The sequence below is a fragment of the Marinibacterium sp. SX1 genome, from assembly GCF_050389775.1.
GTDB lineage: Bacteria > Pseudomonadota > Alphaproteobacteria > Rhodobacterales > Rhodobacteraceae > Marinibacterium.
The window spans coordinates 3,577,874-3,590,898 of the sequence record NZ_CP177144.1; the positions used below are offsets into that span (position 1 = coordinate 3,577,874).

The following is a 13,025-nucleotide window of genomic DNA, read 5'->3' on the forward strand; positions in this document are numbered from 1 at the left end:
TCCAATCATGCCCCGCGCTCCTTCGTCAGGCAGCACCATGCGCCGCGCCTGCCGCCCTGCCCCGCCCGTGTCGCTGGACCGGGCCGGGCGCAACGCGCCCCGTAGAGCCTCGCACCGCTCAGGATACGCCACCCGCCGGGGGAAACGCGTCCGCCCCCTGTGCCAAGCCTCACCGCCCCAACCCGGCCACGACGCCGCCCCTTGCACAACCGGCAGAGCGTGAGGCACGTCACCGGCCCGCGCACGCCGCGCCCAAAGTCCCGCACCACAACGCCATTCCACGTGGCAACCAGCCGCCGCCCCCGACCAGAGCGGGGCAACCCGACGCCGATGCCCATGCGCCGCCCCATTGGCCGATGGCCCGGGCTGGTCTAGGAAGACATCATGGCTCCTGAATCGCACAGCTCGCCCGGGGCGGAGGCCCCGATCTACCTGACCACCCGCGAGGTGGCCGATCTTTTGCGGGTGAAGGAACGCAAGGTCTATGACCTGGCCGCGGCCGACGAGATCCCGCATCGGCGGATCACCGGCAAGCTGCTGTTTCCCCGGGCCGAATTGCAAGCCTGGATCGACGGCGACGGCCCGGCCGAACCGGCCGAGCGGCCGGCTGTCCTGACCGGCTCGCATGATCCGCTGCTGGACTGGGCCGTGCGCGAATCCGGCGCCGGGCTGGCCACGCTGCTCAATGGCAGCGCCGAGGGGCTGGAGGTCTATGACCAGGGCCGGGCCGCGCTGGCCGGGCTGCACCTGCCCGAGGATGACGGCTGGAACCGGCGCAGCGTGGCCGCGCGGGGCCTGCGCGATTGCGTGCTGGTGGGCTGGGCGAAACGGGCGCGCGGGCTGATCCTGGCGCCCGAGGTGGCCGACCGCGTCGCGGGGTTCGGCGATCTGCGCGGGCTGCGCGTGGTCATGCGCCAGCCCGGCGCCGGGGCGGCGGCGCTCTTTGACCGGCTGCTTGACGAACACGGGTTCACCCCGTCCGACCTGCGGCCCTATGATGCCCCGGCGCGCACCGAAAGCGATGCCGCGGCGGCGGTGGCCGCCGGCGAGGCCGAGGCCGCGCTTGGGATCGAGGCCATGGCCCGCCAGTTCAACCTGGCCTTCCGGCCGATCCTGACCGAGAATTTCGACCTGCTGATCGACCGGCGGGCCTATTTCACCGACCCGGTCCAGGACCTGCTGGCCTTTGCCCGCGGCGAGGCCCTGCAGCGCAAGGCCCTCGCCATGGGCGGTTATGACCTGGGCGAGGCCGGCGTCGTGCGCTGGCTCTCGCCCTGATCACCTGTCACGCGGCGGTCATTCCCCGGCGTTGGGGAAGAACAGCTGCTGGCCGTCGACCTTGTAATCGGCAATCGCGGCCTGGCCGTCCTGGGAAATGACCCAGTCGACAAAGGCCTGGCCCTGCTCGGCCTTCACGCCGGGATGCTTTTCGGGCGAGACCAGGATGATGCCGTATTGGTTGAACATGCGCGGGTCGCCTTCGACGGCGATCTGGTAATCGCCCTTGTTGCCGAAGGCGATCCAGGTCGCCCGGTCGGTCATGATATATGCGCCCATGGCCGTGCCCGCGTTCAGCGTGGCGCCCATGCCCGAGCCGGTCTCGCGGTACCATTCGCCCGAAGCGGCCGGCGCGTCGATGCCCGCGGCCGTCCACAGGCGCAGCTCGGCCTTGTGGGTGCCGCTGTCGTCGCCGCGCGAGGCAAAGGGCGCGCCGGCTTCGGCGATCTGGGTCAGGGCGGCGGTGACATCGTCGGAACCGGCCACGCCGGCCGGGTCATCGGCCGGGCCGACGATGACGAAATCATTGTACATCACGTCGAACCGTTCGACCCCGTCGCCATCGGCCACGAATTTCTCTTCCGAGGGCTTGGAATGGACAAAGAGCACGTCGCCATCGCCATTGGCCGCGTTCTTGATGGCCTGGCCGGTGCCCACGGCCACGACGCGCACCTCGATGCCGGTCTTGTCCTGGAAGATCGGCAGCAGGTGGTCGAACAGGCCCGAGTTCTGGGTCGAGGTGGTCGATTGCACGACGATGAAATCGTCGGCCGCCAGCACCGGGGTGCCAAGGGCCAGGATCGTTGCGGCCGCGAGGCCCGCAAATGTGCGTCGGAACATGGAAAACTCCGTTGTCTTGAGTGTCTCAGGGGGTTGGGTCGAGAAACAGCCGCCCGCCGATCCAGGCCTGGGCCGGGCCGGATCGCGGAGCGGTCAGCACGCGGGCGGCCGGGCCGGTTTCGGCCACGCGCCCTTCGTGCAGAAAGATCGCGTCATCGCCCATGCGCCGGGCCTGGCCCTGGTCATGGGTGACAAGGACGATGGTCACCCCGGTGGCATGGGCCTCGTCGATCAGGGTCTCGACCGCATGGGTCGAGGCCGGATCCAGGCTGGCCGTGGGCTCATCGAGAAACAGGATGCGCGGCTCGCAGGCCAGGGCCCGGGCCAGGGCCAGGCGCTGCTGTTCGCCGCCCGACAGCACGCGGGCCGGGCGATGGGCCAGGTCCTGCAGCCGGGCGGTTTCCAGCGCCCGGGCCTCGCGTTCGGCCCGCTCGGCCCCGGCAAAGCCGCGCACGGCCAGGGCAAAGCGCAGGTTGGCCCGCACCGTGCGGCGCAGCATCACCGGCCTCTGGAAGACCATGGCCTGTTCGGCCCGGCCGGCGGCATCCAGCGGCGCGCCGTTCCACAGCACCTCGCCCCGGTTGGGCCGCAGCAGGCCATGCATCAGCCGCAGGGTCAGGCTCTTGCCGGCGCCGTTGGCCCCCAGGATCACCGTGCGCCGGCCCGGCCGGATGGCCAGGCTGAGCCCGTGGATCAGGGCCCGCCCGCCGGCGACATAGCGCAGGTCGCGGGTTTCCAGGATCGGCGCCGGATCGGGCGCGTCCTGCGCCGGGGTCCGGAGCGGCGTCGCGGCGCCGGTGGCCAGGGGAAAGGGCACGGGATCGACCATGTCACGCATGGGCCACCTCGGCCGTCAGCCCGCGCACGGCCATGACGGCGGCATTGACGATCAGGGCCAGGCCCAGCAGCACGACGCCCAGGGCCAGGGCCAGCTGCAGGTTGCCCTTGGAGGTTTCCAGGGCGATCGTCGTGGTCATGACCCGGGTGACATGGTTGATGTTGCCCCCGACGATCATCACCGCGCCGACCTCGGCCACGGCCCGGCCGAACCCGGCCAGGGCAACGGTCAGCAGGCCGACCCGGGCATCCCACAGCAGGGCCGACAACCGGCGCATCGGCCCGACACCGAGCGAGGCGAATTGTTCGCCATACTCGGCCTGAAGGTCCTCGACCGCCTGGCGCGTCAGGGCGGCGACGATCGGCGTAACCAGGATGGTCTGGGCGATGATCATCGCAGCCGGGGTATAAAGTAGACGCAGCGGGCCGAGCGGGCCGGAGGCCGAGAGCATGAGATAGACGGCCAGGCCGACGACAACCGGCGGCAGGCCCATCAGGGCGTTGAGCAGCACGGCCAGCAGGCCCCGGCCGGGAAAGCGCCAGGCCCCCACGGCCGCGCCCAGCGGCAGGCCGATGGCGCAGGACAGCAGGACAGCGCTCAGCGTCACGCGCAGCGACAGGCCGACGATCTCGATCAGATCGGCGTCACCGCTCAGGATCAGGCCCAGGGCCGCTCCCAATATGCCGCTGTCGGACTGCATGTCCTGCGTTCTCCTCCACCTGATGGGAAAATTTGCACAAGAATCGCAGATAATCCACCTTTAACTGAGATGCACCCCCAATCGTCGCCTGCGACACCTTTTCCGGGACCGGCGCATGGCCGGTGTGATGCCCTGCCCGATGCGCCGACCTGGCCCTGTCCGACCCTGTTCCGGCCCGTGACCGCATCCAGCCCTGGGTGCCGCCCATGCAGACACCGGTGCCGCAAGCCCACCGCCTGCCTTGCCGTACGTCTGCCGTCGCTCTTTCAACGATCCTCGACCTACATCCGTGAACCGCGCCCTGCCCCGATTGCCGCCTTGCCCAAACGCCGCCGCAAGCCACCTTTCCCCTGCGATGTGTCTGCCGGATCTCAGGCGGCGTTCCCCATCAACAAGTCCGGTGCTGCCAGCCACCCACGCGCCCCGCCCGAACACCGGCACCGGAATACCCCCACTTGCCCTGCCTCGCGTCTGTCGGCACTCTGGCCCCGATCCCCGTCCCCGATCCCGGAGCCGTGCCCCATGTCCTCTGACCATGCCGACATCCGCCCGCTGGAAATCGCCGTTTCCGGCCAGGCCGGTGTCGATGCCACGCTGCAATTCATCGGGCGCATCCAGACGCCGTTCACCGACCGCAGCCTCTGCCCGCGCCAGGGCCGGCCGGACGGGCCGGAATGCCGGATCGAGATCTTTCCGCCCTGGGACCAGGCCCTGCAGGGCATCGAGGATTACCCGAGGATCGAGGTGCTCTACTGGCTGGACCGGTCGCGCCGGGATCTCGTCGTGCAGAACCCCGGCCATTCCGACCGGACCTTTGGCACCTTTGCCCTGCGCTCGCCGGTGCGGCCCAATCCGATCGGCACCTGCATGGTCGACCTGGTGCGCGTCGAGGGCAACGTGCTGGTGGTGCGCAGCCTGGATTGCCTGGATGGCACCCCGCTGCTGGACATCAAGCCCGACCGCTGTGCCTTTTCCCCGAAGGCCGCGCCCAAGCCCGCCGGCTGAACGCGCCGGGACCGCCCCGAGGGCGTCCCAAGCACAACCCAGGCGATAGCCAAACCCCCGTCTGCGCAATTTTTGCGCAGGCCGGCCCGATATGACAGGCGCCGCCCCACCCGCCATCGCAATGGCCGTGGCGCGCGCCGCTGCGGCGCGGCAGGATCGGTTCACCCGATCCCGAGGCAGGCCGACACGGCCCGGCCGAGGCGCCGGGGACGGCCCGGTTTCCGCCCTGCGCCCGGGCCGGGGGTCCCATGCCCGGGGCTTGCCCCCGCGGCCCGCCAGGAAAGGAATTGGTTCTGAAACCCAGGCAATCCCGTCCCACCCGCGCCGCTCCGCCCCATCGCCCGCGTTTCGATGTCACCCCGCTGGGCGTGCGCATCGGAGCCCAGGTCCGTGGCCTGGCGCTGGACGATGCCCCCAGGGGCGACACGCTGAACGCCCTCGAAGACCTGCTGGAAACCTGGGGCGTGCTGGTCTTTCCCGGCCAGCAGATCACCCCGGCCCAGCAGGTGGCCTTTTCCCGGGCCTTCGGCGAGCTGGAGACCGCCGGCACCGGCGAGGCCCGGCTGGACGGCCAGCCCGAGATCTTCGTCATCGCCAATACCGACGCCCGGCCCGGCCAGGCCCCGCCCGAGGCGCTGTTCTGGCATGCCGATCACCAATGCTGCAGCGAACCGGCCCGGGCCTCGCTGCTCTATTGCCGCCAGACCCCGCCGGTCGGGGGGGATACGGTCTTTGCCTGCATGTACAGCGCCTACGAGGCCCTGCCCCCGACCGACAAGGCCGAGGCCCAGCGGCTGATCGCGTTGCATGCGGTGGCCGCGCCGGACGCAACCGGCGACGGGACGGCGGATGATCCGGCCGGGCCGCTCATCCTGCGCTGCCCGCTGGTGCGCCACCATCCGCGCAGCGGGCGCATGGCGCTGTGGTTCGGCTCGCGGACGACGATCGGCATCGAAGGCTGGGAGGCCGAGCGCGCCAGGGAATACCTGGCCCGGCTCGAAGCCCATGCCACCCGGGCGGCGTTCCTCTATCGCCACGGCTGGAAACCGGGCGACGCGGTGCTGTGGGACAACCGGCGCGTGTTGCATGCCGGCACCGGGTTTGACGGCGCCCGCCACCTTCGCGAGATGCACCGCACCACGATCCGCGAGACCGGGCCGATCCGCTGACCCCGCCCGGGGCCTTTGCCTGCTGGCCCGCAGCCGCCCGCCCCGGCGACGCCCACGCCCCCGCCGCCCGAACCATGGCGGCGGCACGGCGCCCGCTGCGCCAATTGGCCACGGTGGGGAAAAGCCTGCCCTCACCGGACCAGTTTTCGCTACTAGGTTGAGAAAGGTATGCTAAGCTTGCGCCAAACAAGACGAACATGTCGACGGGACGCGTGGGGGGAACGAAGTGGCGCCGGATACCAAGTCCGAGACAGCACCGCAGGACATCGTGGCGATTGCCGCCTCGGCCGGCGGCCTTGAAGCCACGTCGCTGCTGGCCCAGAACCTGCCGACCGGGCAGAATTGCTGTTACGTCATCGCCCAGCACATGTCGCCGACCCACAAGAGCATGCTGGTCCAGTTGCTGTCGCGCGAGACCTCGCTGGCCGTCGAGGAAATCCAGAACCCGACCCTGCCGCAGGCCAACACGATCTACATCCCGCCGCCGGGCCATGACGTGGTCTTTGAAAACGGGTCCTTCGTGCTGCGCAAGCCTTTGGGCCACCCGGCCGCGCCCAAGCCCTCGGCCGACCGGCTGTTCAAGTCGCTGGCCCAGGAGAAACGCGAACATGCCATCGGCATCGTGCTGTCGGGCACGGGCAGCGACGGCACCTATGGCATCCAGGCCATCCGCGAGGCCAGCGGCATCACCATCGCCCAGGAGCCGGGCAGTTCGAAATACGACAGCATGCCCGTCTCGGCCATCCGCACCGGCTGTGTCGACCTGACCCTGCCGCCCCAGCAGATCGGCCAGCACCTGGGCCTGATCCTGCAACGCCCGCGCGACCTGTCCAGCCTGCGGCTGATCCAGGACGACCGCACGCGGAACACCGATCTCTACCAGATCCTGCTGGCCCATACGATGGTCGACTTTCGCCAGTACAAGGAAAGCACGATCAACCGGCGCGTCCACCGGCGCATGATCGCCAAGGGCATCGAGGATTTCGACGCCTATGTCGAGCTGTGCCGGCGGTCGGTCGAAGAGGTCGATGCGCTCTATCGCGACCTGCTGATCTCGGTCACCAGCTTCTTCCGCGATCCCGACCAGTTCGAAGCCCTGGCCAAGCTGCTGCGCGAGCGTGCCGCCGCCGACGACGATCAGCCGAAGGAGCCGCTGCGCGTCTGGGTGCCCGGCTGTGCCACCGGCGAAGAGGCCTATACGATCGCCATCCTGGTGATCGAGGCCCTGGGCGGGCTGGACAATATCGAGAACGACGCGCTGCAGGTCTTTGCCACCGACATCGACCAGCACGCCCTGGCCGTGGCCCGCAAGGGCAGCTATCCCCCGGCGGCGGCCAGCGACATTCCCCGCGAATATCTCAACCGCTATTTCGAGTTCGGCCAGGAAAGCCTGCTGGTCAAGCCGAAGCTCAAGAACTTCGTCATGTTCTCGCGCCACAACGTCTTTCAGGATGCGCCCTTCATCTCGGTCGACCTGGTGTCGATCCGCAACGTGCTGATCTATTTCTCGGCCCGCCTGCAGGAACGGGTGCTGACGCGCATCCAATATGCGCTGAAGGCCGACGGCATGCTGTTGCTGGGCACGTCCGAGACGACCGGCGTGCAGGAAGACATCTTTGTCCAGGTCGAGCCCACGGCCAAGATCTTCCGCAAGCGGTCCAACCGGCTGACCAACAAGATGGGCCGCAACCTGGTGCCCTCGTCGCCGCAGATGTACCCGCGCACGCAGGAAAGCTCGGTGCCGGCCGATCACCAGGGCGAAAGCTGGGCCCGGTTCGACGTGCTGGCCCGGGCCGTGGTGCGCAACGGGCTGGTGACCAACCGCGACCGGTCGGTCCTGAAGATCTACGGCGATATCGCGCCCTTTGCCGAGATGACCCGGCCCATCGCCGGGGGCATGACGCTGAACGTGCTGCTCAAGCCGCTGGCCTTCGAATCCGCCTCGATGACGCTGGTCACGCTGAAACAGCGCGAAATGCGCTATGGCCAGTGGCACAACATCTCGGGGCGCGATTTCGACATGGTGCGCATGGTGGCCTATCCCCTGCCCGCCCTCGACGACCGCGAGGAAGACCTGGTGCTGATCGGTTTCGTGACCGAAATGCGCCCCGAGGCCGAGCCCGACAAGGGGGAATCCAGCGATTACGTCACCCACCTGGAAACCGAGCTGGCGCGGTCGCGCGAGACGCTGCAGGTGACGATCGAACAATTGCAGACCTCGAACGAGGAACTGCAATCGGTCAACGAAGAACTGCAATCGGCCAACGAAGAGCTGCAATCGACCAACGAAGAGCTCGAGACGACCAACGAGGAACTGCAGTCGACCAACGAAGAGCTGATCACGGTCAACGAGGAGCTGCTGGTCAACACGGCCCAGCTGGAACGGATCTCGGCCGAGCTGCGCGGGCTGATCCACGCCCTGCCGGCCAAGGCCATCATGCTCGACCAGGGGCTGCTGATCCGCCATGCCTCGGCCCAGGCGCTGGCCGATTTCGGCATCCGCGACCGGGGCCATTCCTATGGCCATCTCAGCCAGATCAACCTGCCCGCGGGCTATCCGCCGCTGATCGAGATCTGTTCCCAGGCGCTGGTCGACCGCAAGCCCCGGCGCTTCAATTTCGAGACCGACACCGGCTCCAAGATCCTGTCGGTGGCGCCGCTGATTTCCGGCGATGACCAGCTGATCGGGCTGGTTGTGCTGGCCGTGACCGACGAGACCGTCGTGCGCCCCGTCCTGCGCGTGCTCAGCCATTTCGGCTCTGTCGGCACCTGGCAATACGATCCGGGCACCAAGACGGCCTATTGGAGCCAGGAGACCGCGCGCATCCACGGCGTCGATTACGACGGCACGCAACGGTCGCTGGACAGCGCGCTGTCCTATTACCATCCCGACGATCGCGAACAGGTCGCCCGCCACCTCGAACTGGCCCAGACCACCGGCCAGGGTTTTCAGTACCGCGTGCGGCTGATCCGGCCCGACGGGCGGCTGGTCGTCGTGGAAGCGGCGGCCTACACGATCACCAACCAGGCCGGCGAGGTGGCCACGGTCATCGGCGTCATGCGCGACCGCTCGCGGTCCTATTACGAAGAGCTTCTGGCCCAGTTCCACGAGGAAATGTCCGTCGAGAACGAGGTCGGGTTCTATTGCACCGACATCGAGTTCGACGTGCCGACATGGAGCCCCAACCTGCACAGGATACTGGGCTATCCCGAAGACAGCGTGCCGACCTCGGATGCCTTTCTCGACCGGTTTTCGCCCGAGGCGCGCGAGCGGATCCGCAAGGCGCAATCCGAAACCATGCGCAACCGCACGCCTATGGATTTCGTCGAGCGGATCACCATGCCCGACGGGTCGGACCGGCTGTGCCGCGGGCGCGGGCGGGTGGCGATCGACGATGCCGACCAGGTGACCCACCTTTACGGCTCGCTGCAGATTCTCGAAGACCCCGATGCCGATTCCGCGGCGCCGGACGGTGATACCACCCAGAATGACGAAACGTGATTTCCCTGTGACGCCCCCTTTCTCTCACGGTTAACGATTTTTCAAGGTTCTGCGGGCAAAACCTGATCAACCAAAACGTGTAACAAGCAGACGACGGGCAGATGCCAACTTCATTCCAGACTGACGACAGCGCCATCGCGATCTCGCTGTTTCGCGACCTGGCTACCGGGCAATGGTTTGTCGCCCGGATGGACCTTTCCTTCGGGAACGTGATGCACCAGATGCGGTTCAAATCCGCCTCTCCGCTTGAACAGACCTTTTGCGCGCCCTTCGTCGAGATGCTGGTCAAGTACCTGCCCCGACGGCCCGACCCGACGGTGCTGGCCGATTCCGGGGTGACATTCAGCCTGTCGCGCGTGGTGCTGAGCGGGCTGCGGGTGATCGCCACGCGGGTGATGGACGGCTACCAGACGGTGGTCGTGCGCTTTGCCCGGGCCCTGGGCGCGCTGACCACCCTGCTTGAGCCGCAATACCGGCCCGACCAGAACATCGACATGCCCACGCAGCTGGGTGATGCGGCCGGCGGCTCAGCCCTGTCGGGCAACCCGGCCGAAGACCTGCACCAAGGCGGCGCGGCGTCGGGGCCACTGGACGATCGGCCCGTCGAAGCCACCCTGCCCCTGCGCCCCCCGGGCACCGCCCGCCGACACTGAGTCCCCCCGCCCCGGACCGCGTTTGATCCGATGGGGTCACTCCAGGTTCGCGCGCAGTGTGTATTTTGGCCGGGCACTGGCCCGGCAGCCTGGCCCTCGAAGCGAACAGCCATAGGCCATAGGCCATAGGCCATAGGCCATAGGCCATAGGCCACAGGCCACAGGCCACAGGCCTCAGGCCTCAGGCCTCAGGCCTCAGGCCTCAGGCCTCAGGCCTCAGGCCTCAGGCCTCAGGCCTCAGATCGGGACCACGCGGCCTTGCAGCGGTCAAGCCCATCTTCCGGAGATAGCACCGTTGCCCCCGGTTCTGGTCGATTGCCCTCGGACGACCAAGCCCCCATCGCTCAGCCCCCAAGAACCCGGCGCAGATCCAACCCCATAAACCCGGCGCAGATCGCGACCGGGATTTTTCTTTCCTGCCGTTGCGTGAAAACCGAATGGGCCCCCGTGGCCGGAGCTTTACGCCGGGAAACCGCTTCGCCGGAACGACAAAACAACCTTAAGGCGAATCACCCGGGCCTTTCAGAGGCGCGTTCACCCCAATCACGACCGGCCTGCGTTCACAACGGGCGCCACAGACCCACGTTCATCCAAAGCACCATCGGCCCCCGTTCAACTCGGGCACTATGGGCCAGCGCTTACGCGGAACACCAAAGGCCCGCGCTCACACGGAGCACCACGGGCCCGCGTACACCCTGCGCATGTCACGCCCGGCTGGCCATCCCGTCGCAGTTCCAATTGGCGCAAGCCGCCAGTTCGGCGGCCGGCATCGGCTTGCCAAAGAGATACCCCTGGGCAATCGTGTCGCCGATCCCGGCGATCATCTCGGCCTGGCTTTCCGTCTCGACCCCCTCGACCACCACGTCGGTGCCAAGCGCATGGCCCAGCGACACGATGCTCGACACGATCTCGCGGTCGCGCCGGTTGGTGTCGATATGGGCCACGAAGCTGCGGTCGATCTTCAGCCGCGTGACCGGCAGGTCCTTGAGCAGCGACAGCGTGGAAAAGCCCGTGCCGAAGTCGTCCAACGCGATCTGCAGGCCCAGCTCGCGCAGCCGCGCCAGTGACCGCCGGCCTGGGTCATCGGCCAGCAGCAACATGCTTTCGGTCAGCTCGATCACCAGGTCGCCCGTCGACACGCCGAATTCCTCACAGCAATCGCTGAGGAACCGCACGAAGCCCGGCTCGGTCAGCGTGGCCGCCGAGACATTGACCGAGATCGGCAGCCGCCCCCGGGCGCGTTCGTTCCAATCGGCCATCTGGGCGCAGACCTTGCGGATGATCGCCCGGTCGATCTCGCGGATCATGCCATTGGTCTCGGCCGTCGAGATGAAGGCCGCCGGGCGCAACAACCCATGGCGCGGATGCTGCCAGCGGCAGAGCGCCTCGGCCCCGATCATCTCGCGCGTGGCGAGATCGACGATCGGCTGGTAATAGGGCACGAAACAATCGTCGCCCACCGCATCGTCGAGATCCTCGGCATGGAACTCGGCCGTCGAGGGCCGTTCCAGCGCGGCGCGGGCGGCGGCAAAGAGCGACACGCGGTTCCGCCCCAGCTGCTTGGATTGGTACATCGCCGCATCGGCCCGGCCCAGCAGCTCTTCGAAATGCAGCCCGTCCTCGGGAAAGAGACTGGCGCCGACGCTGACACTCAGCCGCAGGGTCTCGTCCTGGATGGCAAAGGGCAAGGACAGCGCGCCGCGGATTTCCTCGGCCAGGGCATGCACCGCATCGGGGCCGGCAACGTCTTCGGCCACAACGACAAATTCGTCACCACCCAGGCGCGAGATGATGTCGCCCAGGGGCACGATGCCACGCAGGGTCTCGGCCACATGGGTCAGCACCTCGTCGCCGAACTGGTGACCGCGCCGGTCGTTGAGGCTTTTGAAATCGTCGAGATCGAGCAGCAGCAGGCCCAGGTTCTGGCCTGCCCCGCGGCAGCGTTCGATGGCCTGCTCGGCCTCGGCCTCGAGGTAGCGGCGATTGAACAGGCCGGTCAGCGGATCCTGCAGGGCGCTGCGTTCCAGTTCCTTCTTGGTCATGACCAGGTCGGACACATCGAAGGCCGCGAAGGTATATCCCGTCACGGCCCCGGCGGCATCGCGCAGGGCCCGGACCATGATCTGTTCGGGAAACAGGCTGCCGTCGGCGCGCTGGCCCCAGGTCTGCTGGCTCCAGGCCTTGCCCCGGTCGGCGCTGTGCCGGGCGTCTTCCCAGAAATCGTATTCCGCCACGCCCTGCAACGCGCCGATCTCGTCGAATCGGCGGCCGGTCAGCTGGTCTTCGGGCAGGTCGACCAGGGCGCGGAAGGCGGTGTTGCAGCGCAGGATGCGACCCTGGGGATCGAGGATGACAGTGACCTCGGGGCGCTGCTGGAAGAAGCTTTCGACCTCGCTGCGGCGCAGGCCCGCAAGGCCCGGCAATCGCAGCCCCGCCCCGGCCGGTTGGCCCGTGAAGACCCAGCGCAAAAGGATCAGCCCGACCACCAGCACGGCGCCCCATTCCAGCGCCCGGATCCAGGGCGTGGCGGTGGCGGCCGGCCCGGCGATCAGCGACCAGAGCACCGGCAGGATGGCAATCAGGGACAGGCGCAGCAGCGCCGGGCCGGACATCGGTTTGCCTTGCTGCATCACCACGTTCCTCGTCACACCCAACGGGCGCCCCCTGGGCCGCCGACCCGCCGCCGGCGCCCTTGCCAATCGCCCGGGCCGGGGCGTCCCCGGCAACAGCCGGCACGGCCGCCCATGCCGCCAGCCGTCACGGCCAAAGTCGGCGCACAATGTCACCGGCCAAATCAGCGCCCCAACTCGGCGCTCGATGTCTCTGGCCAGGTCAGCGCCAAGGTCGGCGGCCGCATCCCTGCCGCGCGCCCCGACAATCGCCCGAGGCACACCCTGTCCGGACCCGATCCGGAGACCCGGATTTGATCCGATTTCCGCATATCAGGCACCGCAAGTATTAACAAAAGCTTAAGGCAAGTGTCGCGTGCTCATTTGTGACAACACAACCTGACCGTGCACACCCACCCCGAGCCGGTAGC

General features: G+C 68.1%; 9 protein-coding genes. 5 read left to right on the forward strand and 4 right to left on the reverse strand.

Annotation, left to right across the window (positions count from 1 at the left end; genetic code table 11):
- Window positions 1–384 precede the first annotated feature (384 nt).
- Entirely contained in the window at window positions 385–1,278 is an 894-nt protein-coding gene (locus ACK3BB_RS16175; RefSeq protein WP_428925667.1) for a substrate-binding domain-containing protein, read from the forward strand.
- An 18-nt stretch (window positions 1,279–1,296) separates the two neighbouring features.
- On the opposite strand, the gene ACK3BB_RS16180 is transcribed toward ACK3BB_RS16175, so the two are convergent.
- From ACK3BB_RS16180 to ACK3BB_RS16190, 3 genes are read right to left on the reverse strand one after another with little or no spacing between them, the layout of a single operon-like run.
- Window positions 1,297–2,118, reverse strand: coding sequence for a substrate-binding domain-containing protein (locus tag ACK3BB_RS16180; protein WP_428925668.1), 822 nt, complete (start codon window positions 2,116–2,118; stop codon window positions 1,297–1,299).
- Window positions 2,119–2,143: 25 nt separating this feature from the next.
- Complete coding sequence (locus tag ACK3BB_RS16185) at window positions 2,144–2,956, reverse strand: ATP-binding cassette domain-containing protein (RefSeq protein ID WP_428925669.1); 813 nt, start codon at window positions 2,954–2,956, stop codon at window positions 2,144–2,146.
- Entirely contained in the window at window positions 2,949–3,656 is a 708-nt protein-coding gene (locus ACK3BB_RS16190; RefSeq protein WP_428925670.1) for an ABC transporter permease, read from the reverse strand. Before ACK3BB_RS16190 ends, ACK3BB_RS16185 begins: the two co-directional genes overlap by 8 nt.
- A 522-nt stretch (window positions 3,657–4,178) precedes the next feature.
- Here ACK3BB_RS16190 and tsaA point away from each other — a divergent pair.
- The 4 genes from tsaA to ACK3BB_RS16210 all read left to right on the forward strand — a co-directional run bounded on the left by tsaA (window position 4,179) and on the right by ACK3BB_RS16210 (window position 9,985).
- Window positions 4,179–4,661, forward strand: coding sequence for a tRNA (N6-threonylcarbamoyladenosine(37)-N6)-methyltransferase TrmO (gene tsaA / locus ACK3BB_RS16195; RefSeq protein ID WP_428925671.1), 483 nt, complete (start codon window positions 4,179–4,181; stop codon window positions 4,659–4,661).
- A 287-nt stretch (window positions 4,662–4,948) separates the two neighbouring features.
- Window positions 4,949–5,830 carry a TauD/TfdA dioxygenase family protein gene (locus ACK3BB_RS16200; RefSeq protein WP_428925672.1) on the forward strand — a complete coding sequence of 294 codons (882 nt, stop codon included), beginning with the start codon at window positions 4,949–4,951 and terminating at the stop codon, window positions 5,828–5,830.
- Window positions 5,831–6,056: 226 nt separating this feature from the next.
- Window positions 6,057–9,332, forward strand: coding sequence for a chemotaxis protein CheB (locus ACK3BB_RS16205; RefSeq protein ID WP_428925673.1), 3,276 nt, complete (start codon window positions 6,057–6,059; stop codon window positions 9,330–9,332).
- 101 nt (window positions 9,333–9,433) lie between these two features.
- The gene (locus ACK3BB_RS16210; protein WP_428925674.1) at window positions 9,434–9,985 is read left to right on the forward strand and encodes a hypothetical protein; all 552 of its coding nucleotides are present in this window, start codon (window positions 9,434–9,436) and stop codon (window positions 9,983–9,985) included.
- Window positions 9,986–10,689: 704 nt separating this feature from the next.
- Here the strand turns inward: ACK3BB_RS16210 and ACK3BB_RS16215 are convergent.
- Complete coding sequence (locus tag ACK3BB_RS16215) at window positions 10,690–12,615, reverse strand: putative bifunctional diguanylate cyclase/phosphodiesterase (protein ID WP_428925675.1); 1,926 nt, start codon at window positions 12,613–12,615, stop codon at window positions 10,690–10,692.
- Between the last annotated feature and the right edge of the window lie 410 nt (window positions 12,616–13,025).

Bases quoted from the DNA above. Each gene is read 5' to 3' on its own strand.
- ACK3BB_RS16175 (WP_428925667.1), top strand. From the start codon at position 385: ATGGCTCCTGAATCGCACAGCTCGCCCGGGGCGGAGGCCCCGATCTAC.
- ACK3BB_RS16180 (WP_428925668.1), bottom strand. From the start codon at position 2,118: ATGTTCCGACGCACATTTGCGGGCCTCGCGGCCGCAACGATCCTGGCC.
- ACK3BB_RS16185 (WP_428925669.1), bottom strand. From the start codon at position 2,956: ATGCGTGACATGGTCGATCCCGTGCCCTTTCCCCTGGCCACCGGCGCC.
- ACK3BB_RS16215 (WP_428925675.1), bottom strand. From the start codon at position 12,615: ATGCAGCAAGGCAAACCGATGTCCGGCCCGGCGCTGCTGCGCCTGTCC.
- tsaA (WP_428925671.1), top strand. From the start codon at position 4,179: ATGTCCTCTGACCATGCCGACATCCGCCCGCTGGAAATCGCCGTTTCC.
- ACK3BB_RS16190 (WP_428925670.1), bottom strand. From the start codon at position 3,656: ATGCAGTCCGACAGCGGCATATTGGGAGCGGCCCTGGGCCTGATCCTG.
- ACK3BB_RS16210 (WP_428925674.1), top strand. From the start codon at position 9,434: ATGCCAACTTCATTCCAGACTGACGACAGCGCCATCGCGATCTCGCTG.